Source organism: Streptomyces sp. Mut1 (genome assembly GCF_030719295.1).
In the GTDB taxonomy this organism is placed as follows: Bacteria; Actinomycetota; Actinomycetes; order Streptomycetales; family Streptomycetaceae; genus Streptomyces; species Streptomyces castrisilvae.
Genome location: NZ_CP120997.1, coordinates 6,352,268 through 6,375,742 on the forward strand (window position 1 = coordinate 6,352,268; position 23,475 = coordinate 6,375,742).

The 23,475-nt window shown below is 74.7% G+C and carries 20 protein-coding genes; 13 read left to right on the top strand and 7 right to left on the bottom strand.

The features are described from left to right. The first annotated feature begins 175 nt into the window (after positions 1 to 175). The 4 genes from tdh (at position 176) to P8A18_RS27645 (ending at position 3,678) form a co-directional block, all read left to right on the top strand. Positions 176 to 1,204: an L-threonine 3-dehydrogenase gene (gene tdh / locus P8A18_RS27630; RefSeq protein WP_018554801.1), complete on the top strand. Its 1,029-nt coding sequence runs from the start codon at positions 176 to 178 to the stop codon at positions 1,202 to 1,204. Positions 1,205 to 1,228: 24 nt separating this feature from the next. Beyond that, positions 1,229 to 2,422, top strand: coding sequence for a glycine C-acetyltransferase (locus P8A18_RS27635; protein ID WP_306058756.1), 1,194 nt, complete (start codon positions 1,229 to 1,231; stop codon positions 2,420 to 2,422). Positions 2,423 to 2,479: 57 nt separating this feature from the next. Further along, positions 2,480 to 3,406, top strand: a complete 927-nt coding sequence (locus tag P8A18_RS27640) for a LysR family transcriptional regulator (RefSeq protein ID WP_306058758.1) — start codon at positions 2,480 to 2,482, stop codon at positions 3,404 to 3,406. A gap of 95 nt (positions 3,407 to 3,501) precedes the next feature. Continuing rightward, positions 3,502 to 3,678 (top strand): hypothetical protein, encoded by a 177-nt coding sequence (locus tag P8A18_RS27645; protein ID WP_306058760.1) that lies wholly within the window; start codon positions 3,502 to 3,504, stop codon positions 3,676 to 3,678. Between the two features lie 48 nt (positions 3,679 to 3,726). Here P8A18_RS27645 and P8A18_RS27650 read toward each other — a convergent pair whose 3' ends face one another. Beyond that, positions 3,727 to 6,309: an ABC transporter permease gene (locus P8A18_RS27650; protein WP_306058762.1), complete on the bottom strand. Its 2,583-nt coding sequence runs from the start codon at positions 6,307 to 6,309 to the stop codon at positions 3,727 to 3,729. Next, a complete protein-coding gene (locus P8A18_RS27655) occupies positions 6,306 to 7,016 on the bottom strand; it encodes an ABC transporter ATP-binding protein (protein WP_306058764.1) in 711 nt (236 codons plus the stop codon). The genes P8A18_RS27650 and P8A18_RS27655 overlap by 4 nt, the downstream gene beginning before the upstream one ends. 171 nt (positions 7,017 to 7,187) lie before the next feature. On the opposite strand from P8A18_RS27655, the gene P8A18_RS27660 reads away from it, so the two are divergent. Together P8A18_RS27660 and P8A18_RS27665 are read left to right on the top strand one after the other, a co-directional pair. Continuing rightward, on the top strand, positions 7,188 to 8,420 hold the full coding sequence (locus tag P8A18_RS27660; RefSeq protein ID WP_306058766.1) for a sensor histidine kinase: 1,233 nt from the start codon (positions 7,188 to 7,190) through the stop codon (positions 8,418 to 8,420). Further along, complete coding sequence (locus P8A18_RS27665) at positions 8,408 to 9,067, top strand: LuxR C-terminal-related transcriptional regulator (protein WP_018554795.1); 660 nt, start codon at positions 8,408 to 8,410, stop codon at positions 9,065 to 9,067. Before P8A18_RS27660 ends, P8A18_RS27665 begins: the two co-directional genes overlap by 13 nt. A 33-nt stretch (positions 9,068 to 9,100) precedes the next feature. On the opposite strand, the gene P8A18_RS27670 is transcribed toward P8A18_RS27665, so the two are convergent. Next, complete coding sequence (locus tag P8A18_RS27670) at positions 9,101 to 9,487, bottom strand: VOC family protein (protein ID WP_306058768.1); 387 nt, start codon at positions 9,485 to 9,487, stop codon at positions 9,101 to 9,103. Positions 9,488 to 9,594: 107 nt separating this feature from the next. Here P8A18_RS27670 and P8A18_RS27675 point away from each other — a divergent pair, with 107 nt between their 5' ends. Together P8A18_RS27675 and P8A18_RS27680 are read left to right on the top strand one after the other, a co-directional pair. Continuing rightward, entirely contained in the window at positions 9,595 to 10,227 is a 633-nt protein-coding gene (locus P8A18_RS27675) for a nucleoside/nucleotide kinase family protein (RefSeq protein WP_306058771.1), read from the top strand. 67 nt (positions 10,228 to 10,294) lie between these two features. Further along, positions 10,295 to 11,425, top strand: coding sequence for an aminopeptidase P family protein (locus P8A18_RS27680; protein WP_306058774.1), 1,131 nt, complete (start codon positions 10,295 to 10,297; stop codon positions 11,423 to 11,425). A 6-nt stretch (positions 11,426 to 11,431) separates the two neighbouring features. Here the strand turns inward: P8A18_RS27680 and treZ are convergent, their stop codons facing one another. Continuing rightward, positions 11,432 to 13,192 (bottom strand): malto-oligosyltrehalose trehalohydrolase, encoded by a 1,761-nt coding sequence (treZ, locus tag P8A18_RS27685; protein ID WP_306058776.1) that lies wholly within the window; start codon positions 13,190 to 13,192, stop codon positions 11,432 to 11,434. Between the two features lie 175 nt (positions 13,193 to 13,367). Here treZ and P8A18_RS27690 point away from each other — a divergent pair, with 175 nt between their 5' ends. After that, positions 13,368 to 14,723, top strand: coding sequence for a GH1 family beta-glucosidase (locus tag P8A18_RS27690; protein ID WP_306058778.1), 1,356 nt, complete (start codon positions 13,368 to 13,370; stop codon positions 14,721 to 14,723). 7 nt (positions 14,724 to 14,730) lie between these two features. Here the strand turns inward: P8A18_RS27690 and P8A18_RS27695 are convergent, their stop codons facing one another. Further along, positions 14,731 to 15,687, bottom strand: coding sequence for a GNAT family N-acetyltransferase (locus tag P8A18_RS27695; RefSeq protein WP_306058780.1), 957 nt, complete (start codon positions 15,685 to 15,687; stop codon positions 14,731 to 14,733). Positions 15,688 to 15,865: 178 nt separating this feature from the next. On the opposite strand from P8A18_RS27695, the gene P8A18_RS27700 reads away from it, so the two are divergent. Further along, positions 15,866 to 16,432 carry an FHA domain-containing protein gene (locus P8A18_RS27700; protein WP_306058782.1) on the top strand — a complete coding sequence of 189 codons (567 nt, stop codon included), beginning with the start codon at positions 15,866 to 15,868 and terminating at the stop codon, positions 16,430 to 16,432. A gap of 10 nt (positions 16,433 to 16,442) precedes the next feature. On the opposite strand, the gene lpdA is transcribed toward P8A18_RS27700, so the two are convergent. Continuing rightward, on the bottom strand, positions 16,443 to 17,864 hold the full coding sequence (lpdA, locus tag P8A18_RS27705; protein ID WP_306058785.1) for a dihydrolipoyl dehydrogenase: 1,422 nt from the start codon (positions 17,862 to 17,864) through the stop codon (positions 16,443 to 16,445). 117 nt (positions 17,865 to 17,981) lie between these two features. Here lpdA and P8A18_RS27710 point away from each other — a divergent pair, with 117 nt between their 5' ends. From P8A18_RS27710 to P8A18_RS27720, 3 genes are all read left to right on the top strand, one after another. Further along, positions 17,982 to 18,881, top strand: a complete 900-nt coding sequence (locus P8A18_RS27710) for a LysR family transcriptional regulator (protein ID WP_306058787.1) — start codon at positions 17,982 to 17,984, stop codon at positions 18,879 to 18,881. 48 nt (positions 18,882 to 18,929) lie between these two features. Next, positions 18,930 to 19,574: a hypothetical protein gene (locus P8A18_RS27715; RefSeq protein WP_306058789.1), complete on the top strand. Its 645-nt coding sequence runs from the start codon at positions 18,930 to 18,932 to the stop codon at positions 19,572 to 19,574. Between the two features lie 465 nt (positions 19,575 to 20,039). Beyond that, positions 20,040 to 21,062, top strand: a complete 1,023-nt coding sequence (locus P8A18_RS27720) for a cytochrome P450 (RefSeq protein ID WP_306058790.1) — start codon at positions 20,040 to 20,042, stop codon at positions 21,060 to 21,062. A 34-nt stretch (positions 21,063 to 21,096) separates the two neighbouring features. On the opposite strand, the gene treY is transcribed toward P8A18_RS27720, so the two are convergent. Next, a complete protein-coding gene (treY, locus tag P8A18_RS27725) occupies positions 21,097 to 23,463 on the bottom strand; it encodes a malto-oligosyltrehalose synthase (RefSeq protein ID WP_306058792.1) in 2,367 nt (788 codons plus the stop codon). Positions 23,464 to 23,475 lie beyond the last annotated feature (12 nt).

The following is a 23,475-nucleotide window of genomic DNA, read 5'->3' on the forward strand; positions in this document are numbered from 1 at the left end:
ACCTGGGGCGCGGGGTACGGCAGATTTCTCCGTGACGGCGGAGGATGGTGCGCGGCAGCCGGTGCGAGCGCGCTGCCATGCCGTCCCTCTCATCCTTCCCCGGGCCGCAGGCTTCCTCAGGCACGCCCCCGGCCCGGGGAGATCAACGCCGCACCAGGTACAGGGAGCCGCAGCCGTGAAGGCACTCGTGAAGCAGAAGGCCGAGCCCGGACTCTGGCTGATGGACGTACCCGAGCCCGAGACCGGCCCATCGGACGTCCTGATCAAGGTCCTGCGCACCGGCATCTGCGGGACCGACCTGCACATCCGCAACTACGACGGCTGGGCGCAGCAGGCCATCAGCACGCCGCTCGTCCTCGGGCACGAGTTCGTCGGCGAGGTCGCCGCGACCGGCTCCGACGTCGTCGACATCGCCGTGGGCGACCTGGTCAGCGGCGAGGGCCACCTCGTCTGCGGCAAGTGCCGCAACTGCCTGGCCGGACGCCGTCACCTCTGCCGCTCCACGCTCGGCCTCGGCGTCGGCCGCGACGGCGCCTTCGCCGAGTACGTCGCCCTGCCCGCGTCCAACGTGTGGGTGCACCGGGTCCCCGTCGACCTCGACGTCGCCGCGATCTTCGATCCGTTCGGCAACGCCGTGCACACCGCGCTGTCCTTCCCGCTGGTCGGCGAGGACGTCCTGATCACAGGCGCCGGCCCCATCGGCATCATGGCCGCCGCCGTCGCCCGGCACGCCGGCGCCCGCAACATCATGATCACCGACGTCAGCGAGGCCCGCCTGGACCTCGCCCGCGAGGTCGGCGTCAGCCTGGCGCTCAACGTCGGCGAGCACACCATCGCCGACGGCCAGCAGAAGCTGGGACTGCGCGAGGGCTTCGACATCGGCCTGGAGATGTCCGGCCGCCCCGAGGCGATGCGCGACATGATCGCGAACATGACGCACGGCGGCCGGATCGCCATGCTCGGACTCCCCTCCGAGGAGTTCGCCGTCGACTGGGCCCGGATCGTCACCTCCATGATCACGGTCAAGGGCATCTACGGCCGCGAGATGTACGAGACCTGGTACGCCATGTCCGTCCTGCTGGAGGGCGGCCTCGACCTCGCCCCCGTGATCACCGGCCGGTACGGCTACCGCGACTTCGAGGCGGCCTTCGACGACGCGGCGAGCGGACGCGGCGGCAAGGTCATCCTCGACTGGACCGTCTGACCTCTTCACCTCTAAGGAACCGGCATGTTCGACTCCGTACGCGACGACCTGCGCACCACCCTCGAAGAGATCGAGGCGGCCGGTCTGCACAAGCCCGAGCGCGTCATCGGCACCCCGCAGTCCGCGACCGTCGCCGTCACCGCGGGCGGCCGTCCGGGCGAGGTGCTGAACTTCTGCGCCAACAACTACCTGGGCCTCGCCGACCACCCCGATGTGATCGCCGCCGCGCACGAGGCGCTGGACCGCTGGGGCTACGGCATGGCGTCCGTCCGCTTCATCTGCGGCACCCAGGAGGTCCACAAGGAGCTGGAGCAGCGGCTCTCCGCCTTCCTGGGCCAGGAGGACACGATCCTCTACTCCTCCTGCTTCGACGCCAACGGCGGCGTGTTCGAGACGATCCTCGGCCCGGAGGACGCGGTCATCTCCGACGCCCTCAACCACGCCTCGATCATCGACGGCATCCGCCTGTCCAAGGCCAAGCGCTTCCGCTACGCCAACCGCGACATGGCCGACCTGGAGCAGCAGCTCAAGGAGGCGTCCGGCGCCCGGCGCCGCCTCGTCGTCACCGACGGTGTCTTCTCCATGGACGGGTACGTCGCGCCGCTGCGCGAGATCTGCGACCTCGCCGAGCGCTACGACGCCATGGTCATGGTCGACGACTCGCACGCCGTCGGCTTCGTCGGCGCGGGCGGCCGCGGCACGCCGGAGCTGCACGACGTGATGGACCGCGTCGACATCATCACCGGCACCCTCGGCAAGGCGCTCGGCGGGGCCTCCGGCGGTTACGTCGCGGCCCGCGCCGAGATCGTCGCCCTGCTGCGCCAGCGCTCGCGCCCGTACCTCTTCTCCAACTCGCTCGCCCCGGTCATCGCCGCCGCCTCCCTCAAGGTCATCGACCTGCTGGAGTCCGCGGGCGACCTGCGCGAGCGGCTCAACGCCAACACCGCGCTCTTCCGTACCCGGATGACCGAGGAGGGCTTCGACATCCTGCCCGGCGACCACGCCATCGCCCCCGTGATGATCGGGGACGCGGCGAAGGCAGGCCGGATGGCGGAGCTGCTCCTGGAGCGCGGTGTGTACGTGATCGGGTTCTCGTACCCGGTCGTCCCGCAGGGCGCGGCCCGTATCCGCGTCCAGCTCTCCGCGGCGCACTCCACGGCCGACGTGAACCGCGCCGTGGACGCGTTCGTCGCCGCCCGCGCCGTACTGGAGGGCTGACCCCGGGCGGTCGCGGGGGCGGTCAGGGCGCCCCCGCGACCTGGGACAATGGGGCACATGATCGATGCACGGCGGCTCCGCGTCCTGCGAGCCGTGGCGGACCACCGCACGGTGACCGCCGCGGCTGCCGCGCTGTACCTGACCCCCTCCGCCGTCTCCCAGCAGCTCGCCGCCCTCGAACAGGAGACCGGCCACCGGCTGGTCGAACGCGGCTCGCGCGGCGCCCGCCTCACGCCCGCCGGCGAGATCCTGCTCACCCACACCAACGTGGTGCTGGCCCAGCTGGAGCGCGCCGAGGCCGAGCTCGCCGCCTACGGCTCGGGCGACGCCGGTACGGTCACGGTCGCCGCGTTCGCCACCGGCATAGGCCTGGTCCTGGCCCCCGCCATCGCCGCCCTCAGCCGCATCGCACCCGGCATCAAGGTCCGCGTCCAGGACGCGGAGGGCGACGCGAGCGTCCCGATGGTCCTGGACCGGCAGGTCGATGTCGCCGTCGCCGTCGAATACCGGGGCGCCCCCGGCGAGGACGACCGCCGCCTGACCCGCGTCCCCCTGTACTCGGAGCCGTTCGACGCGGTGCTCCCGGTGGGCCACCGCCTGGCGGACCAGGAGCAGGTGGCCGTCGCCGACCTGGCCAAGGACGCCTGGATCGGCCCGTACCCGGGCAACCCGTGCCACGACGTGGTGGTCCTGGCCTGCGAGTACGCAGGCTTCGCCCCGAACCTCGAACACTCATCCGACGACTTCCACGCGGTGGTCGCACTCGCCGGCGCGAACGCCGGAGTGGCCCTCGTCCCGCGCTCCGCGCTGCGGGGCATGGCCCTGACCGGCGTGGTGGTCCGCCCGGTCCGGGGCACCGCCCCCACCCGCCGGGTCTTCGCGGCGGTACGCCGGGGCGCCGAGACCCACCCGCTGATCGAGCCGGTGCTGGAGGCGCTGGCGGGGGCGGCGGGTGGCGTGGCACGTCCGGACGTCCGGGCCTGACGGGGGCCGGCCCCCGACGACGAACCGCCCGAAGACCAGTGATCCAGCAACGGCAGTGTGGCGGGTCGTAGTCGGCACCGGGGGAGGCAGAACGCGTGGGCGACGGCAAGGACAGCGGCAAGGTTCTGGACATCAGCGGGGACACGGATTCCCGGTTCAATGCCCTCGACCTCGCCCGGGAGATCGCCCGCGCCTGGCGCCTGTCCCTCAAGCAGGCATTTCCGCACAAGGAGTTCGACGTTCAGGCAACCGAAACGGAGGACAGCCCTTAGCCTGCCCCACGCGAGCTGTTGACCCGGCTCGGGGCAGGCCGCGAAGGGTCACTGACGGGTGCCCGCTTCCTGATGCCGGCCACCCCGCCCGCCGGGCACCAGCGTGCCCACAGCAGCCGCCGCCGTCACGGCCGCCGCCAGCACCCCGTACCGCGCCGGAGGCAGATACGGCAGGCCGCCCGTCGCCGGGAGCGCGAACGCGAGCAGGGGGATCGCCGCGACCACCGTTCCGATGGCCAGGCCCGCCACCGTCACCAGGCCCGTCTCCAGCACCCGCATCCGCAGCAGCTGACCGCGCCCCGTGCCGACGAGCCGCAGCAGGTGGAACTCCGGGCGGCGGCCGGCCGAGATCAGCGCGAGGGTGCTGACCACGGCGAGCAGCGCGAAGCCGCCGATCACGCCGACGCCGATGACGATCAGGGCGTCGTCCTGGTCCGAGGACGACGGGCTGATCCGCACGTCGTCCGCCGTCGCCGGCCGGACATCGAGTCCCTTGTACGGGGCCAGCGCACGCCGTACGGCGGACGTGGCGTCCCGGTCATCCGCCGAGCGCACCAGGATCTGCTGGTCGCGGGCAGCCGAGACATGGCCGGCCAGTGCCTCGCGGGGCAGCATGAACTCACCGAGCCCCAGGGACCGTTCGTAGAGTGCCACCACCTTGGGCCGCACCCGCGTACCGTCACCGAGACGCAGCTCCACCGTGTCCCCGACGCCGACGCCCAGGTCGTCGGCCCGGTCCTTGCCGACGGCGACCGTGTCCGGGCCGGTGAGACCGGACAGGTCGCCCGCCGTGACCCGGGCGTCGAGCGTGCCGGACAACTGGTCCGCCGTGACGCCCAGCACCGGGAAGCGGTCCAGCGCCGGATCACCGGCCTCGCGATGGGCGAGGACGACGGCCGACCGCAGCAGGCCCGTCGCGGCCGCCACCCCGGGCGCCCGGCGCACGGCCTCGGCCGCGCCCCCGGGGATGCCCGACGCGGGGCCCGTCACCACCAGGTCCGCCCGCACCGCGTCGGACGCCTGCCGGCCGGCGGCCCGCTCCAGCGTCGTCCCGGCCGCCAGCTGGACGCACACGAACGCGACGACCAGCACGATCGGGGTGAGCGCCGCACCCAGCCGGCGGTTGTGCGCGGCGGCGGACCGGGCGGCCAGGAATCCGGAGACCCCGCCCGCCCGCCGGACCGGTGCGCCGAGGACCCGCATCGACACCCGGGCGATCCACGGACCGAGCAGCGCCACCGCGATGATCAGCGACGTCGCCGCCCCCGACGCCGCGAGCGCCGCGGCCTGACCGCTCTGCGTGGCCGCCGTCCCGGCCGAACCCAGCCCCGCGACCGCCAGCAGCACACCCGCGCCCGTGCGAAGCCGCCCCGGCTCGCCCGGCTCCGGCGCCCGCGCCGCGCTCAGGGCGACCGCGGGCCGCGTCCGGGTCACCGTCCGCGCCGCGAGCAGCGCCACCGGCCGGGCGGCCAGTGCCACGACCAGCGCACCCGCGACGCCCGCCGCGACCGGGAGCCACACCGGGACGGGCAGCGGCAGCGGGCCGGTGGTCAGCAGCGACCGCATCAGCAGCCCCAACGGCACCGACCCGACCGCGCCCAGCACCGCGGCGACGTCCGCGACCCGGCCCGCCTCCCGGCCGACCGCCGACCTGAGCTGCCGGGGCGTCGCCCCGACCGCCCGCAGCAGCGCCAGTTCGCCGGAACGCTGGTGGACGGCCTGGGAGACCGTGGTGGCGATCACCAGCAGCGCCACCATGACCACTGTTCCGGCGACCGAAGCCAGCATCGCCAGCAGATCACCGCGTCCGCCGAGCGCGTCGACGTGCTCCGCCTCGCCGCGCTCGGCACCCGTCAGTACGCGCGGACCGCGCTCACCTCCGGCCCGCCCCGCCACGGCCTCGCCCACCGACGCCCGCAACGCGTCGGCGGAAACGCCCGGTTCGGCCATGACACCGATGGCGTCCACCGTGCCGGGGTGGCCGCCCAGTGCGGTGAGCCGTGCCTCGGTGAAGAACACGGCGGGCGCGCCGCCCCGGTGGCCGGTGGCCGCCACCCCGCTGACGGTGTACTGCCGTGCGGCGCCGCCCACTTGCAGCGTGATGTGCCCGCCCGCCTCCGCCAGCGCCGCGTCCACGACCACCTCGGACGCGGACCTCGGCGCGCGCCCCTCGGACAGTTCGTACGCGGTGAGCACCGCGGACGGCCACGAGCGGCCCACCGCCGGCGCCCCCTCACCCACGGTCACCGGGACGGAGTCGTCCGCGACGGCCAGCGCCACACCGTCCGCCGCTGCCGCCCGCGCGACCACGGAGCGGTCCAGCCGGACCCGTTCCGGCAGATACGCGGTGGCCGTCTGCGGCTCACTGCCCCAGGGCTTCGCCGTGTACGTGACCCGCTGATCGGCCACCACGACCGCGTCGGCCCCGGTGTAGCGCTCCACCGGGGGCTTCGCCAGCAGCAGCGAGCCGAGCACCAGGGCGAAGGCGCCGAGCAGCGCCGCCGCGGCGGCCGCCGCCGCGAACACCGCGGTCCAGGCGCGGCGGTGGGCCGTGAGCGAGCGGCGGGCCAGGAACGCCGAGGCGCGCCGGCTCCCGGCCCGCAGGGCCGTCCCGCTTGGGGTGGAAGTCATCGCAGCCGGCCCCCGTCCATGGTCAGCACGGTGTCCGCCCAGCTCGCCGCCACCGGGTCATGGGTGACCATCACGACCGTACGGCCGTCCAGCCGTACCGCGTCCCGCAGCAGGCCGAGCACCAGCGCCGCCGACTCCGGGTCGAGGGAGGCCGTCGGCTCGTCCGCGAAGAGCACATCGGGGTGGTTGACCAGCGCCCGTGCGACCGCGACCCGTTGCTGCTGGCCGCCGGACAGGGTGCCGGGCCGGTCGTCGCCCCGGCCGGCCAGGCCCACCCGGTCCAGCAGCAGCCGCCCCCGGTCCAGCACGCCCGCGCCCCGCGGGTCGGCGCCGGCCAGGACCAGCGGCAGTACGACGTTCTCCACGATGCTCAGCGACGGCACCAGGTTCAGCGCGTGGGACTGGAAGACGAACCCGATCCGGTCCCGCCGCAGCCGGGTCAGCGCCGCCTCGGAGAGCCGGCCGAGGTCGGTCCCCGCGATCCGTACCGTTCCCGACGTCGGCCGGTCCAGGCCCGCCGCGCACTGGAGGAAGGTGCTCTTGCCCGATCCGGAGGGCCCGACGACCGCGGTGAAGCTCCCCTCCGGCACCGCACAGCTCACCGCGTCCAGGGCGACGGTCTCCCGGCCGCTGCCGCGCCGCCCGTGGTGCCGGCTCACCGCCTCCAGCTCCAGCGCCGCCGCGCGCACCGTCGTGGTTGTCTCCACCGTGAACCCCTCGCTCGTTTACCCGTACCGCCTGACCTGCATAAACGGTAGGAGCGGCGAGGCGGCCGGGGGAGGGTGCGCGCTCCCGGGCGGGGGTACAGCCTGCTCCACCACGGCCCGGGGGGCCGGCCGCACTCCGGGTACGGGCCCGCCCCCGTAACGTGGTGCGGCATGAGCACCGCCGCCCCCGCCCCGCTGACGACCGCGATCCGCCGCTCCTGGCACGCCTCGCAGTACCTCCTCATCGGCATCCCGGTCGCGCTGCTGGCCTATGTGGCCGCCTTCCTGGTGGTGGCGGCGCTGCTGTTCGCCGTCGTGGTCATCGGGCTGCCCGCGCTGCCCGAGGCGGCGAAGGCGCTGCACCGGTTCGCCGAGTTCGAGCGGCGCAGGGCGGCGGCCCTCCTCGGCGTCCCGTACCGGCCGATGCCGCAACTGCCGTACGACAGAGGGGAGCTCGGGCAACGGGTCCGGCTGGTGCTCTCCGATCCCGTCGCCCGGCGCGAGGCCCTGTGGCTGCCCGTCCAGGCGGTCGCGGGCAACGCCGTCGGCTACGTCACGATGGTGCTGTGGCCGGTCGGGCTGCTGGTGGACGGGATCGCGCTGCCGGTGACGCGGCTGCTGGACCGGCGGGCCGCCGACGAGTACGGCACGCCGCTGCCCGAACGGCACGGCCTGGTCCTGCGCTGGCACCCCGTGCTCGCCCGGCTCTCGGCGGAGTGGACGAGCTCCCTGCTCGAGGCCCCGCCCGCCGCCGAACTCGCCGAACGGGTGGCCCAGCTGACCGAGAGCCGGGCCGGCGCCGTCGAGGCGCACGGCGCCGAACTCCGCCGTATCGAACGCGACCTGCACGACGGCGCGCAGGCCCGCATCGTCGCCCTGTCGATGCGCATCGGCCTGGCCAAGCGGCTGCTGGACCAGGACCCGGCCGCCGCCCGGCAGCGCCTGGACGAGGCCCAGGACGGCGTCGACGCCGCGCTCGCCGAGCTGCGGCACGTGGTGCGGGGCATCCACCCACCGGTCCTCACCGACCGCGGACTCGCCGGCGCGGTGCGGGCGCTGGCCGCGGACTGCGCCGTCCCCGTCACCGTGGAACTCGACGCGGTCGACGACGGGCGCCGGCTGCCGGCCGCCGTCGAGGCGGCCGCCTACTTCGTGGTCGCCGAGGCGCTCACCAACATCGGCAAGCACAGCGGCGCGACGGCCGCGAGCGTCCGCATCGACCGGGCCCCCGGCACCCTGCTCGTGGCCATCGGCGACGATGGGCACGGCGGCGCGGACGAACGCGGCGGCAGCGGGCTGGTCGGGATCAGGCGGCGTATCGCCGCTCTGGACGGCACCACCCGCGTGAGCAGCCCCCTCGGGGGGCCGACGGACATCGAGGTGGAGCTGCCGTGCGGATCGTGATCGCCGAGGACAACGCCCTGTTGCGGGAGGGCCTGATCCTGCTGCTCACCAGCTCGGGCCACGAGGTGGTGGCCGACGCGGCGGCCGGCCCCGAGGTGCTGCCCGCCCTGCTGGAGCACCGCCCGGACGCCGCCGTCCTGGACGTACGGCTGCCGCCGACCTTCCGCGACGAGGGGCTGCGCGCCGCCATCGCCGCCCGCGAGGAGATGCCGGAGCTGCCGATCCTCGTGCTGTCCCAGTACGTCGAGGAGACGTACGCCGCCGAGCTGCTGGCCCGGGGCGCGCAGGGCATCGGCTACCTGCTCAAGGACCGGGTGGGCCGGGTCGACCAGTTCCTCCAGGCGCTGGACCGGGTGGCGGGCGGCGGCACCGCGCTCGACCCCGAGGTGGTCAGCCAGCTCCTCACCCGCAAGGCGTCCGCGAAGCCCCTGCTGAGCCTCACCCCGCGCGAGCGGGAGGTGCTGGAACTGATGGCCCAGGGCAAGGCCAACGGCACGATCGCCGCCGAACTCGTCGTCACCGAACGGGCGGTGAGCAAGCACATCGGCTCCATCTTCGCCAAGCTCGGCCTCGAAGCGGACGACGGCTCGGTCCACCGCAGGGTCCTCGCGGTCCTCGCCTATCTGGAGGGCAACGGCCCGCGCTGACCGGGCGGACCGGGCAGGGGACGGCCACCGTCCTCACGCGGGCTGGAGCAGGTCCCAGCGATTGCCGTACAGGTCCTCGAAGACCGCGACCGAGCCGTAGACCTCGTGCCGGGGCTCCTCCAGGAAGCGGACCCCGGCCGCCAGCATGCGCGCGTGGTCGCCGGCGAAGTCCCCGGTGTGCAGGAAGAAGCCGACCCGCCCGCCGGTCTGTGCCCCGACACCGGCCGCCTGCCGCTCGTCCTTGGCCCTGGCCAGCAGCAGCCCCGTGCCCTCGGTGCCACGGGGCCGCACCACGACCCAGCGGGAGCCGTCGCCCCGGTCGGTGTCCTCCACCAGCTCGAAGCCGAGGGCGCCGGTGTAGAAGGCGAGCGCCTCGTCGTACTCGCGGACGACCAGGGTGACCAGGGCGATATGGGACATGGGATTCCTCACGGGAGGGGGAGGGGGAGGGGGAGAAGGGAGGGGAAGCGGGAGAGGGAGAGGGGGGAGCGCGGGGCCGCCGGGCCCGTGACGGGACACTATCCGGCATGGACCTCACCGGCCTCACCGCCCGCGCCCGCCGCCTCGCCCTCGCCGGGGACCGCCGCCTCCTCGGCATCGCCGGCCCGCCGGGCGCCGGCAAGTCCACCCTGGCGAAGCGGCTCGTCGACGCGCTCGGGCCGCTCGCCGTCCTCGTCCCCATGGACGGCTTCCACCTCGCCCAGTCCGAACTGGAACGCCTCGGCCGGGCCGGCCGCAAAGGCGCGCCCGACACCTTCGACGCCGCCGGATACGTGGCCCTGCTGAGGCGGCTGCGGGCCCCCGAGCCCGGGACCGTCGTGTACGCCCCCGCCTTCGACCGGTCCCTGGAGGAGCCGGTCGCGGGCGCGGTCCCCGTACCGCCGGACGTCCCGCTCGTCGTCACCGAGGGCAACTACCTGCTGTACGGGGAAGGGCCCTGGGCCCCGGTGCGCGGGCTGCTGGACGAGGCGTGGTTCCTCGCACCGGACGACGAGGTGCGCGTGCGCGGGCTGGTCGACCGGCATGTGCGGTACGGGAGGTCGCGAGCCGAGGCCGAGCGCTGGGTGGCCCGGTCCGACGAGGCCAACGCACGCCTCGTCGCCCCCGGCCGCGACCGCGCCGACCTCGTCGTGCGGGACGCGGGCGGCCCGCGCCCCTGACCCCTCGCGCGCCCGGCGCCGGGCGGGCAGGATGGGAGAGCCGTTCCGCACCGTCAGGAGGCCCCGGATGCCCAGCCCGAACCAGCCCGTGCCGTTCACCGCCGACGACTACCGGTCCCGGATGGCACGGGCCGCCGAGAGCGCCGCGGCGGCCGGGCTCGCGGGCGTACTGGTCGCGCCGGGACCCGACATGGTGTACCTGACGGGCTATGCGCCGCCCGCGGACACCGAACGCCTCACCCTCCTCGTCCTCGCGGCCGGCCAGGACCCCGTCCTCGTCGTGCCGACGCTGGAGGCCCCGGACGCGGCGAAGGCCGTCGGCGCCCCCGCCATGACCCTGCGGGACTGGACGGACGGCAAGGACCCGTACGCCGTCACCGCCCCGCTGCTCGACGCCCGGGGCCGGTTCGGGATCAGCGACAACGCCTGGGCGATGCATCTGCTCGGCCTCCAGCAGCTCCTGCCCGACACCTCCTACGCCTCCCTCACCCAGGCGCTGCCGATGCTGCGCGCCGTGAAGGACGCCCACGAGCTGGCGCGGATCGCCGCCGCCGGGGCCGCGGCCGACGCCGCGTACGAGGAGATCCTGGGGGTCCGCTTCTCCGGCCGCAGGGAGACCGAGGTCGCCGCCGACCTGGCCCGGCTGCTCACCGAGCACGGGCACTCCCAGGTCGACTTCACCGTGGTCGGCTCCGGCCCCAACGGCGCCAACCCGCACCACGAGGCCGGCGAGCGCACCATCGAGCGCGGCGACATGGTCGTCCTGGACTTCGGCGGGCTCAAACACGGCTACGGCTCCGACACCTCCCGCACCGTCCACGTCGGCGAGCCCACCGCCGAGGAGCAGCGGGTCCACGACATCGTGCGCGAGGCGCAGCAGGCGGGCTGCGCGGCGGTGCGCCCCGGCGTCGCCTGCCAGGAGATCGACCGGGCCGCCCGCGCCGTCATCACCGAATTCGGCTACGGCGAACGCTTCATCCACCGCACCGGCCACGGCATCGGTGTCACCACGCACGAACCCCCGTACATGATCGAGGGCGAGGAGCAGCCGCTGGTGCCCGGCATGTGCTTCTCGGTGGAGCCCGGCATCTATCTGCCGGGCCGGTTCGGCGTCCGGATCGAGGACATCGTGACCGTCACCGAGGACGGCGGGCGCCGCCTGAACGCCACCGCCCGCGAACTCGCCGTCGTGGAATAGCCCCGGTCAGCCGTCGGCGAGCACCACACAGGACTCCGCCGGCAGGTGCAGCATCCCGTCCGGGCCCGGCGGGTCCACGGGCAGCCACGCCGCCAGCACCCGGCCGGGCCCGGCCCGGTGGCGTCCGTTGCCCAGCGGGATCGCGGCCGGCTTCGCGTCGAGGTTGACCGCGATCCGCAGATCGCCCCGGCGCACCGCCAGCCGGCGCGCCCCGTCGTCGTACGCCGTCCTCACCGACGCCAGATCCGGGTCGCCGAGGTCGGGCAGGGCGCGCCGCAGCGCGATCAGCTCGCGGTACCAGGCGAGCAGCCGGGCGTGCGGCTCGCGACGGGGCTCGTCCCAGTCCAGGCAGGAGCGGGCCCGGGTGGCGGGGTCCTGCGGGTCCGGAATGTCCTCCTGGGCCCAGCCATGCGCCCCGAACTCCCGCCGCCTGCCGGTGCGTACCGCCTCGGCCAGCTCCGGGTCCGTGTGGTCGGTGAAGAACTGCCACGGCGTACGGGCGCCCCACTCCTCGCCCATGAACAGCATCGGGGTGAAGGGCCCCGTCAGCACGAGGGCCGCCGCGCAGGCCAGCAGCCCGGGGGAGAGGGACGCGGAGAGCCGGTCGCCGAGGGCCCGGTTGCCGATCTGGTCGTGGGTCTGGGCGTACCCGACGAAGCGGTGCGCGGCGGTGCGGCCGGGGTCGACGGGGCGTCCGTGCGTACGGCCGCGGAAGCTGGAGTACGTGCCGTTGTGGAAGAAGGCGCTCGTCATCGTCTTGGCGAGACCGGCCAGCGGGGCCGCCGCGAAGTCCGCGTAGTACCCCTGCGTCTCACCGGTCAGCGCGGTGTGCAGACAGTGGTGGAAGTCGTCGTTCCACTGGGCGTGCAGCCCGAGCCCGCCCTCCTCGCGCGGCGTCGTGGTGCGCGGGTCGCACAGGTCGGACTCGGCGATCAGCGGGAGCGGGCGGCCCAGCTCCGCCGCGAGCGCGTCGGTGGCGGCGGACAGCTCCTCCAGGAACGTCAGCGCCCGGGTGTCGGCCAGCGCGTGCACCGCGTCGAGCCGCAGCCCGTCCAGCCGGTAGTCCCGCAGCCAGGCCAGCGCGCTGCCCAGCAGGAACGCCCGCACCTCGTCGGAGCCCGGCGCGTCCAGATTGACGGCGGCGCCCCACGGCGTGTGGTGCGTCTCGGTGAAGTACGGGCCGAAGAGCGGGAGGTAGTTGCCGGAGGGGCCCAGGTGGTTGTGGACCACGTCCAGGACGACGGCGAGCCCGAGACCGTGCGCCGTGTCGACAAAGCGCTTCAGCCCCTCGGGGCCGCCGTACGGTTCGTGGACGGCCCACAGCGACACCCCCTCGTACCCCCAGCCGTGCACCCCGGGGAAGGGGCAGACCGGCATCAGCGAGACGTGGGTGATGCCCAGCTCCGCGAGGTGCCCGAGCCGGGCCGCCGCCGCGTCGAAGGTGCCCTCGTCGGTGTACGTGCCGATGTGCAGCTCGTACAGGACAGCGCCCGGCAGCCCGCGCCCCGCCCAGTCGGACCGCCAGGTGTACGCGTCGTGGTCGACCACCGCGGACTCGCCGTCAGGGCCGTCCGGCTGGCGGCGCGAGCGGGGATCGGGGCGCACCGGTCCGTCGTCCAGCACGAAGCCGTACCGGTCGCCGTCCGCGGCCTCGGCCTCGGCGGTCCACCAGCCGGGCCGGTCCGGATCGGGCTCCATCGGCATCGGCTCGCCCGCCAGCCGCAGACCGGCCGATCCCGCGTCCGGTGCCCATACCTCGAACAACATGCGGCGCTCCCTCGCTTCCGGGGCCCGTTCGCCCCGGCCCATGGTCGGCAGCGAGCACGATCTTCGGCGCCCCGACACTGGATCGAGTTCGATACTGGCGATTAAGGTCTGAATCTGATCACTGCCCTGCCAGGTTCTGCCCTACGCACTCCCTCTTACGGCTGTGGAGGCCGCGATGACCGTGCCGTCTTTCCCGCCCGGATTCCTCTGGGGAGCCTCCGCGTCCGCCTTCCAGACCGAGGGCGCCGCCGACGCCGACGGCAAGGGCCCCTCCGGCTGGGACGCCTTCGCCGCGCAGCCCGGACGCATCAAGGACGGCACCGACACGAGCCGGGGCACCGGCTTCCACCGGCACTACCGCGAGGACGTCGCGCTGCTGGCCGGACTCGGCGCCGACGCCTTCCGGTTCTCGGTGAGCTGGCCGCGCGTCGTCCCCGGCGGCAGCGGCCCCGTCAACCCGAAGGGCCTCGACTTCTACGACCGCCTCGTGGACGAGCTCTGCGCCCACGGCATCACCCCGGCCCCCACCCTCTACCACTGGGACACCCCGCTCCCGCTGGACGAGGCGGGCGGCTGGCTGAACCGGGACACCGCCTACCGGTTCGCCGAGTACGCCGGGATCGTCGCCGAACGCCTCGCCGACCGCGTCCCCATGTGGATCACGGTCAACGAACCCGCCGAAGTCACCCTGCTGGGTTACGCACTCGGTGAGCACGCCCCCGGCCGCACCCTCCTCTTCGACGCGCTGCCCGCCGCCCACCACCAGCTCCTCGCCCACGGCCTGGCCGTACGCGCGCTGCGCGCGGCGGGCGCCGGGAACATCGGCATCGCCGTATCGCACTCGCCGGTCTGGACGGCCGGCGATTCGGACGAGGACCGATTCGCCGCCGAGCTGTACGACACCCTCACCAACCGGCTGTTCTCCGACCCGCTCCTCACCGGCCGCTACCCCGACGAGAACTTCGCGGCCCTGATGCCCGGCCCCGTCGAGGACGACCTGCGCACGATCTCCACCCGGCTGGACTGGTACGGCGTCAACTACTACAACCCGACCCTCGTCGGCGCCCCCACACCCGACGCGCTCGACAGCTTCGCCGGCTTCGGCATGCCCGAGGGCCTGCCCTTCGGCATCCGTGAGATAGAGGGCTACGAGAAGACCGACTTCGGCTGGCCCGTCGTCCCCGAGGGCCTGCGCGACACCCTCGTACAGCTGCGGGAGCGCTACGGCGACCGGCTCCCGCCGCTCTACATCACGGAGAACGGCTGCGCCGTGGACGAACCGGCCGAGGACACCCGCAGGATCGCCTTCCTCGACGGCCACCTCAGGGCCCTGCACGAGGCGATCGACGCGGGCGTCGACGTACGCGGCTACTTCACCTGGTCCCTCACCGACAACATCGAGTGGACCGAGGGGGCCTGCAAGCGCTTCGGCCTCGTCCACATCGACTACGACACGCTGCGCCGCACCCCGAAGGACTCCTACGCCTGGTACCGCGACCTCATCAAGGCTCAGCGCGCCGACGGGCGGTGACGGGCGGTCAGCCGTCCCACACCATGTCGAAGGCGCGCTCGAAGTTGACGTAACCCAGACGCTCGAACGCCTTCGCCATCGGCAGGTTGCCGAGGTCCGTCGCCGCCCGGACGCGCTCCACGTCCTGCTGCGCGGCGAGCACCCGGGTCCCCTCGGCCAGGATGTCGTCGATGTAGCCGCGCCCGCGATGGGCGGGCACCACCCCGATGTACGCGATGACCGGGTTGTAGTTGTTGCGGGCCGGGATCACGAAACCGACCGGCTCACCGTCCGGCAGCTCGGCCACCCGCCACCACTCCCGGGGCGTCGCGTAGCCGGCCAGCTCCTCGTCGTAATGCTTCTCCGCGGCCTGCCGCCAAGAGAGTCCGGACGCCAGGTCCGCCCGGCCGTGGGCGTCGAGCGTGCCCTCCATGACCGGCGTCATCAGGGCGAGCAGGTCCTCGCGCCCGTCGACCGGGCGGAACCGCAGCCGGCCGCTGCCGGCCGGGACGGGCGTGCCCCGCCGCCACTCCAGGCGCAGCCGCTCCACGAGCATCCGGGCCCCGGTGCGCTCCATGACCCGGATACGGGCCTCGACGGCTTCGCGGACCGCCGGGTCCTCGCGCCAGTCGGCCGGCACGTAGCGCCCGTACTCGGGGCGGGGCGTCCCGGCCGGTACGACGGCGGCCGTCGCCTCCTCGACCAGCCGCAGCCCGGCCTCCTCGCGCTTGGGGACCGGCAGGGCGTCGTCCAGGTCGAAGAAGTCGAGCAGCAGCGGCGTACCGCCGTCCCTGCTCCACCACGCGATCCGCGCCACGACCCGCCCGCCGCGCAGCGCCACCCACATCCACTCCGGGCGGCGGCGGCCCGTGGCGAGATCGTCCGCCAGCTCGTGGTCCAGGACGTAGGGCAGTTGACGGAAGAGGTCCAGCTCCTCCGGTCCGCTGAGCGGTCGGACGGTCAGGCCGAGTGGTGCGTCGGGCACAAATCCCCCACGGGTGAGCGGGTGCGTCACGGCGGTCGCCGGAGGCACGGCCGCCGACCCTAGCAACGCTCCCGGCCGGCCGCCCCCGGATAATCCGGGTGCGGCCCGCGCAGGTCAGGAGGGCGGAAAGCGGGGTTGTTCTGGACACCCCGGGGCCGTCGGACCGACAATTGGAGACGTGACGTCCTCCTTCGAGTCCCACACGTATCCCGCGCGGCTGTCGGACGCCCAGCGCGACCGTGTTCTGGGTGTGCTCAGAGAGGGCGCGGCCCAGGGCAGGCTTTCCCAGGACACCTTTATGCGGCGCATGGAGGTGGCCCTGACGACGAGCCGCCCCGAGGAGCTGGAAGCCCTCACCAGGGACCTGGAGCACGGGGGCCGTTGGTCGCGCGGACTGCTGCGGGTCGTGGGCGGGGTCTCCGGCTTCCCGGAGCGCATCCGCCGGGCGTGGCGGGCGGAGCGGCTGCCGAAGCTGCTGCTGCCGGCCCCCAGCCCGCACCCCCTGCGCATCGGCCGCGACCCGGGCAACGGACTGCGCCTCAGCCACGAGACGGTCTCCCGGACGCACGCCGAACTGACCGCGCAGGGCGACCGCTGGCTGCTGCGCGACCTCGGCTCGACCAACGGCACCTGCGTCAACGGCCAGCGCGTCACCGGCACGGTCCCGGTGCGCGAAGGGGACCAGGTCAGCTTCGGCCGGATGATGTTCCGGCTCTCCGCCCCCGCGCTCCGGCCGCCCGCCTGACGCCACCGCCTCACGCCTGCTGGTGAAGCCCCCGTCCTGCGAGGGTGAGGAAGGACTCGCCGACGGCCTCCGAGAGCGTCGGATGCGGGTGGATGTGCTGGGCCACGTCGAAGGGTTCCGCGTCCCAGCCGACGATCAGCTGGCTCTCGGCGACCATCTCCGAGACGTGCGGCCCGACCAGGTGCACCCCGAGGACCCGGCCCCCGCGCTCCGCGACCACCTTCACCATGCCGCCCTGCCCGTGCACCATGCCCTTGGCCACGGCGGTCAGCGGCATCGTGTTGACCACGACGTCGTGCCCCGCGTCGCGCGCACCCGCCTCGGTCAGGCCCACCGCCGCGGTCTGGGGCGCCGAGTAGGTGACCCGGGGCACCGCGTCGTAGTCCACCGGGGCCGGCCGCAGCCCCGCCAGGGTCTCCGCCACCAGCAGCCCCTCGGCGAACGAGGCGTGGGCCAGGCCCGGGGACGGCGGCGGCAGCAGATCGCCCACCACATGGATGCCGGGCACCGCGGTCTCCAGCCGTGACCAGTCCGCCGGAGCCACATACCCCCGGTCATCGGCGGCCAGGCCCGCCGCCACGAGCCCCAGGCCGTCCGTCACCGGGACCCGGCCCACCGCGACCAGCAGCCGCCGCGCTCGCACCGTCCGGGTCTCGCCGCGCGGGGTGCGCAGCGTGGCCCGGACCCCGTCATCGAGGACGGCGGCGTCCAGCAGGCGCGTGCCCGTCAACACGTCGATGCCACGCCTCTTCAGACCTCGCGTCAGATGGCGCGACACCTCGGCGTCCTCCAGCGGCACCAGCCGGTCGGCGGCCTCCACCAGCGTCACCCGCGCCCCCATCGACCGGTGCAGCGAGGCGTACTCCACCCCGATCGCCCCGCCGCCCAGCACCAGCACCGAATCCGGCAGACCGGGCGCGAACAGCGCGTCGTCGCTGGTCACCACCCGCCGCCCGTCCGTCACCGGACCCGGCAGCGTCCGGGGCCGCGACCCCGTCGCCAGCACGATGCCGCGCCGGGCGACGACCTCCCCGTACCCCTCGATCCGGACACCGCGCGGGCCCGTCAACTCCGCGCTCCCCGACACCACCTCGACGCCGGCGTGGGCCAGATGGGCCTGGACGCCCCGGTGGTTGCGGGTCACGATGTCGTCGCGGGTGGCGACCAGGGCCGGCCAGTCGACCGACTCCAGCACCGCCTTCACCCCCCAGCGTTCACGGGCCTCCGCGATACCGTCGACCAGTTCGGCCGCGTGCAGCATCGCCTTGCTCGGGATACAGCCGCGGTGCAGGCAGGTGCCACCCACCTTGTCGCGTTCGGCGAGGACCACCCGCAACCCGAGCGCCGCCGCCCGCAGCGCGGTCGAGTAGCCGCCGGTACCGCCGCCGATGACCACGACATCGGCCTCGTTCACATCCTGCGTCTGTGTCATGTCCCCACCCTCCGCCGGGCCCTTGCCATGAGTCCAAGGCAATGTTTGTGTGGACCCGATGCACAGCGTTTATGTCGCGTGCCGGCCGGGACCGGGTGATGGGGGAGGGGCGGCGCGATGAGCCTTCGGCAGATGGAGTACTTCCTCACGGTGGTCGAGGAGTCCTCCTTCACCCGGGCCGCCGAACTCCTCCACGTCACCCAGCCGGCGCTGTCCCACCAGATCAAGGCCCTGGAGCGGACCGTCGGCGGCCCGCTGCTCGAACGGCTGCCGCGCGGTGTGCGGCTGACCCCGATGGGCCGCGCCTTCCTGCCGCACGCCGAACGGTCCGTGCGCAGCGCCGCCCAGGCGCGGCGCGCCGCGCGGGCGGCGGCGGGCGCCGAGGGCGGTGAACTGCACATCGCCACCGTGCACGCCATCGCGGTCGGTATCCTCCCCGAGGTCTTCGCCCGCTGGCGCTCCGCGCACCCCGGGGTCGGCCTCGTGCTCCACGAGTACGCCACCACGCAGGCCCTGGAGGAGCAGATCGAACGGGGCACCGCCGACCTCGCCGTCGGCCCGCCGCCCCCCGGCTGGCCGGGGCCGGTCGTCCCGATCGGCGAGGAGGAGATCGTCCTGGTCGTCCCCTTCGACGACCGGCTCGCCGGACGCGCCTCCGTCCGCCTCCAGGAACTCGCCGACCGCCCCTGGGTGCGGTGCGCGATGGAGGCCGTCGTGCACGGACGGCCGTTCCTGGACTGGGCCTGCGCCGAGGCCGGCTTCGTCCCCCGTACGGCGGTCCGCACGGAGCACACGTCGACCGCGGTACGGATGGCGGCGGCCGGGGTCGGGATCGCGACCGCACCCGCGCACGTCGTGCGGGGAGCCGTCGGCGAGGACTGCGCGGTGCTCACCGTCGACCCGCCGTGGACCCGCGTGCTCGCGGTCTTCTCCCGCGTGGAACTGACCGGAGCGGCCGCCGCGTTCACCGAACTGCTGGACGCCTCCTGGCCGCCCGGACCGCCGCCGGGACACTGACCGGGACCGGCCGGGGGCGGTGGCGGGGCGGTTGTCTATGCTGCCCCGATGACTGCCGTGGACATGCAGAAGGCGCCGCGTCCGACCGTGGACCGGGGGCGGTACTTCCTGATCACCCTCGCCGTGGTGGTGCTCGGCTGGGTCGTCGCCGCGGTCAACACGGGCATCTCCTACCTCGCCCTGGGCATGGACGCCGTCCCCATCGTCACCGGCCTCATCGGCTGCCTCGCCCTCGTGATCGTCCTGCGTTTCCTCCACCACGCCTGGTGGCTCGCCGCCCTCTCCGTGCTGCCCGCGCTGCTGGTGCTCGTCGGCTCGGTCCAGTACGCGCCGGAGGCCGCGCTCGACAGCCGGGGCGTGCGGGAGACCGTCCGCGTCACGGCCGACAGCGCCGCCGGGACCGGCCGGTCCAACCACCGCTTCACCCTGGAGGGCCCGAGGGGTGAACTGGACGAGACCCTGAACTACGACGGGGACGACCCGGACTGGAAGGTGGGCGACCGGATCGAGGTCATCAGCGACCCGAAGGGCGTCGTCCCGCTGGAGGCCGCGTCCGACGTCGACCCGGGCGACCGCCTCGGCATGCTGGTGATGGGCGCCGCCGGCTGGACGTGCGTCACCCTCCTGGCGGGCCTGCGCGGATTCGTACGCCGCCGCGCGGGCCGGCGGCCGGTGCTCGACGACATCGGCTGAGCGGCCGCCTTGGGGCGGCGTGTGACATGTCACCGCCCGGCGCCCCGCGGTGACATGTCACCGCGCAGCCCCCTGCGGTGACATGTCACCGTGCAGAACTGAACGATGACATGTCACACACCGGCCTTGCCGCCGCGGACGCGCGCGGTCGGTGGATGTGACATGTCACCGTGCGAGCCGCCCGGTGACATGTCACATCCACCCCGGCCCGTGGCCCCCCGCCCCGTGGCCCGCCCGCACCCGTTGACACCAGCGCCCCCGGCGACCTGCCCCATCCGGCCGACACCGGCTACGTCACCCCACCGGCCACGTCACCGCACCCGCCACATCACCCCACCGGCCACGTCACCCCACCCGCCACGTCACCCGAACGGCCGCGCGCCGACTGCGACGGGCCCGTTCAGGTGATGCCCTGAGAGGACCCGCGCCGCGCACCGGCGCACCGACTCGCCCCGGGGGAACGCCATGCAGGCCGACGCGCCCCGAGACATACCGGCCCCGACCACCTCGCCCGAACCCCGCACCCCCGCCGGCCGCTCCGGGCGGACCCGCACAGGCCCCAGCCTCCTGGCGCGCGGCGCGGCCCACGACCCGTACCGCTTCTACCGGATGCTGCGCGAGCAGTACCCGCTCAGCTACGACGCCCCGCTCGGCGCCTGGCTGATCAGCCGGTACGACGACGTGACCGCCGCCCTCACCGACCCCCGGTTCACCGGCTTCCCGCACGACGGGGCGCCCCGGGGCGGCCCCGCGCCCCTCGGCCTGTGCCACGGCAGCGCGCGCTGCCTGCCCACCGACCGCTACACCGTGGTGACCGGCACCGTCCCCGCCGGCCACGCCGAACGCGTGGAGCGCACCGCCTACGTGCTGGCCCGGCGCATCGCCCGCCGCCCCCGCGCCGACCTCGTGGAGGAGTTCTGCCGCTGGCTGCCCGCCGGGCTGGGCCGTGACATGAACGGGGCCCCGCAGGGGAAGACCGCCGCGCCCACAGGCGACGCGCTCTGCGTCCGGGACACCGCCCTGCGCGAGACCGCGCTCGCCTCCTTCCTCGCCAACCTGCTGGACGACCCCGACCTGCTGGCCGCCCTGCGCATCGAACCCGCGCTCGCCGGCCGGGCCTGGACCGAGACCCTGCGCCGCGACCCGCCCGTCCAGGTCGTGCTGCGCCGCACCGTCGCCGAGGTCACCCTCAGCGGCGGCACCCTCCCCGCGCGGGCGCCCGTCGCCTGCCTCATCGGCGCTGCGGCCCGCGATCCGCAACGGTTCGCCGCCCCGGACGTGTTCGATCCCTTCCGCCCCGACCAGGACCGTGCGCTGACCGGGCCCCCGGGCTGCCCCGCCGTGGCGCTCGGCCGGCTGGAGGCCGAGCAGGGGGTGCGCGCCCTGCTCGACGCGATGCCCCGGCTCCGCTGGGCGGAGGGCTTCCGGCCCGCCGCCACCGGACTCCTCACCCGGGGGCCCCGCTCGCTGCTCGTCAGGCCCGGCTGAGCGGCGCGGCAGGGCGGTTCGCGGACCGGGCCCGTCAGGCGCGTACGAGCAGCGCCACCGGACGCTCCGCGAACAGCTCGGCCACCGCGACCGTGCCGCCCGAGAACTCCCGCCCCGGGGCCAGCAGGTCCCGCCACACCCCGTCGTCCGGCAGCGCCAGCCGCGTCCCGCGCCAGCCGCCCGACTCCGCGAGCCGCAGCGACAGCCGGGTCACCGCCGTCACGGTCCGGCCCGAACGGCAGAACGCCAGACAGTGCGCCGCCGCCGGACCCGACGCGCCCAGCGGGGCGTACGTACCCGACTCGCCGAACACCCCCGGCCGCTCGCGACGCAGCCGCAGCGCCGCCGCCGTCAGCTCCGCCTTCTCGTCGGCGGGCGCGTCCGGTGGCGGCTGCCGGAACGGCCGCCGGTTGTCCGGGTCGACCAGCGCCGGATACACGCGCTCGGTGCCCTGGTAGAGGTCCGGCACCCCCGGCATCGTCAGGTGCACCAGCGCGGCCCCCAGCACCTGGGCCCGCACATGCGGGGCGAGCGGGGCGGCGAACTCCTCCACGAGAGCCAGACCGGGGCCGGTGTCCGCGGCCGGCCCGGCGGCGACGTAGTCCGAGGCCAGCCGCTCGTACACCGGATCGGGCTCCGTCCAGCTGGTGAACAGGCCCGACTCGCGCACCGCCTTCAGGAGGGCGGGCTCCAGCCGTGCCGCGCGCTCGCCGGCCGGAATCCCGGCGCAGCCGATCGCGGTCTGCCAGGCCTGCCAGGCCAGCTGCGGATCGGGCGCGGCCGGAGCCGAGCGCGCGGCCCCGGCCACCAGCCCCGCGAACCGGCCCGGACACTGCGACAGCACCGCGATGCCCGCCCGTACGTCGGCGCTGCGCTTGGTGTCGTGCGTGGTCAGCGCCGTCCCGGTGGCGGGCCAGTCGCGGGCGAGCCGGGTGCAGAAGGCGTGGAAGTCCGCCGGCTCCACCGCCGGGTGCCCCGGATCGCCGCCCACCTCGTTCGCCGAGATCAGTGGCGTGTACCGGTAGTACGCCGTGTCCTCGACCGCCTTGGCGCGCAGCGCGGACGCCGTCTGGGCGAACCGCGCGCAGAACGCCGCCCGGTCCCCGCCCCCGCCGAGCCGCCCGAGCGCCAGGTCCCGCACCACGTCGACGGCCGACGCCTCCTCACGTACCGCGAACACCGCCTTCGCGTCGCTCACCGCCGTCGCGTCGAATGTCGCTCCCGCCGTCTCGGAGCACGGGCCGCCCGCTGTCACGTACGGGCGGTAGACCGGGACGCGGACCAGCAGCTCGCGCACCGCGGTGTGCAGCGCCCAGGGGGCGTGGTCGCGCAGCGCGGGGTCCTCGGCGCAGACGCGGGACGCCAGCCGGGTCAGCGCCTCGGTCTCGGCCGCCAGTTCATGGGTGACCACGCGGTACGCGGCCCGGCGCACGGTCGCCGTCCAGTAGCCGCCCCGGTCGCCTTCCGGTGAGGCGGACTCGCGGTAGTGGCCCAGCAGCTCCGCCGCGCCCTCCGGGTCGGTGAAGAGGCCGTCGATCCGGTACAGCGCGTCGTACCCCGTCGTCCCGGCCACGGCCCAGCCGGCCGGCAGCGGCTCGGACCCGGTGAGGATCTTCTCCACCGCCGTCCACACCCCGCCGCTCGCCCCGGAGAGCCGCTCCAGATAGCCGGCCGGGTCGGCGAGGCCGTCCGGGTGGTCGATCCGCAGACCGTCCACGACCCCTTCCCGCACCAGTTCGAGGATTTTGGCGTGGGTGGCGTCGAAGACCTCCGGGTCCTCCACCCGCACCCCGATCAGGTCCGAGATGGTGAAGAACCGCCGGTAGTTCAGCTCGGTGCGGGCCAGCCGCCACCAGCCGAGCCGGTAGTGCTGGGCGTCCAGCAGCTCGGGCAGATCGAGGTGGGCGGTCCCGGCCCGGAGGGGGAAATCCTGTTCGCCGTAGCGCAGCACCTCCCCCTCGACCCGCATCCGCGCCATCTCGTCGCCGACCCGCCCGGCCAGCACCGGCAGCAGCACCCGGCCCCCGCCCGCCGCCCAGTCGATGTCGAACCAGCGGGCGTACCGGGATTCCGGGCCCTCGCGCAGCACCTCACGCAGGGCGTGGTTGTGCCGGGCGTCGGCCGCCATGTGGTTCGGCACGATGTCCAGGACCAGGCCGAGCCCGTGCTCCCGCGCGGTGCGCGCCAGCCTCCGCAGCCCGTCCTCGCCGCCCAGCTCGGCGCGGACCCGGCCGTGGTCGGTGACGTCGTAGCCGTGCCGGGAGCCGGGCACGGCTTCGAGGACCGGTGACAGGTGCAGATGGGAGACGCCGAGCGCGGCGAGATACGGCACGGCGTCCTCGGCGGCCGAGAACGGGAACTCCGGCTGGAGCTGGAGCCGGTAGGTGGCGGTAGGCGTCATGGGAACCTTCGT

Bases quoted from the DNA above. Each gene is read 5' to 3' on its own strand.
- P8A18_RS27675 (WP_306058771.1), top strand. From the start codon at position 9,595: ATGGACCTCACCGGCCTCACCGCCCGCGCCCGCCGCCTCGCCCTCGCC.
- P8A18_RS27670 (WP_306058768.1), bottom strand. From the start codon at position 9,487: ATGTCCCATATCGCCCTGGTCACCCTGGTCGTCCGCGAGTACGACGAG.
- P8A18_RS27660 (WP_306058766.1), top strand. From the start codon at position 7,188: ATGAGCACCGCCGCCCCCGCCCCGCTGACGACCGCGATCCGCCGCTCC.
- treZ (WP_306058776.1), bottom strand. From the start codon at position 13,192: ATGTTGTTCGAGGTATGGGCACCGGACGCGGGATCGGCCGGTCTGCGG.
- P8A18_RS27650 (WP_306058762.1), bottom strand. From the start codon at position 6,309: ATGACTTCCACCCCAAGCGGGACGGCCCTGCGGGCCGGGAGCCGGCGC.
- P8A18_RS27720 (WP_306058790.1), top strand. From the start codon at position 20,040: ATGCAGGCCGACGCGCCCCGAGACATACCGGCCCCGACCACCTCGCCC.
- P8A18_RS27715 (WP_306058789.1), top strand. From the start codon at position 18,930: ATGACTGCCGTGGACATGCAGAAGGCGCCGCGTCCGACCGTGGACCGG.
- P8A18_RS27680 (WP_306058774.1), top strand. From the start codon at position 10,295: ATGCCCAGCCCGAACCAGCCCGTGCCGTTCACCGCCGACGACTACCGG.
- P8A18_RS27710 (WP_306058787.1), top strand. From the start codon at position 17,982: ATGAGCCTTCGGCAGATGGAGTACTTCCTCACGGTGGTCGAGGAGTCC.
- treY (WP_306058792.1), bottom strand. From the start codon at position 23,463: ATGACGCCTACCGCCACCTACCGGCTCCAGCTCCAGCCGGAGTTCCCG.
- lpdA (WP_306058785.1), bottom strand. From the start codon at position 17,864: ATGACACAGACGCAGGATGTGAACGAGGCCGATGTCGTGGTCATCGGC.
- P8A18_RS27640 (WP_306058758.1), top strand. From the start codon at position 2,480: ATGATCGATGCACGGCGGCTCCGCGTCCTGCGAGCCGTGGCGGACCAC.
- P8A18_RS27635 (WP_306058756.1), top strand. From the start codon at position 1,229: ATGTTCGACTCCGTACGCGACGACCTGCGCACCACCCTCGAAGAGATC.
- P8A18_RS27690 (WP_306058778.1), top strand. From the start codon at position 13,368: ATGACCGTGCCGTCTTTCCCGCCCGGATTCCTCTGGGGAGCCTCCGCG.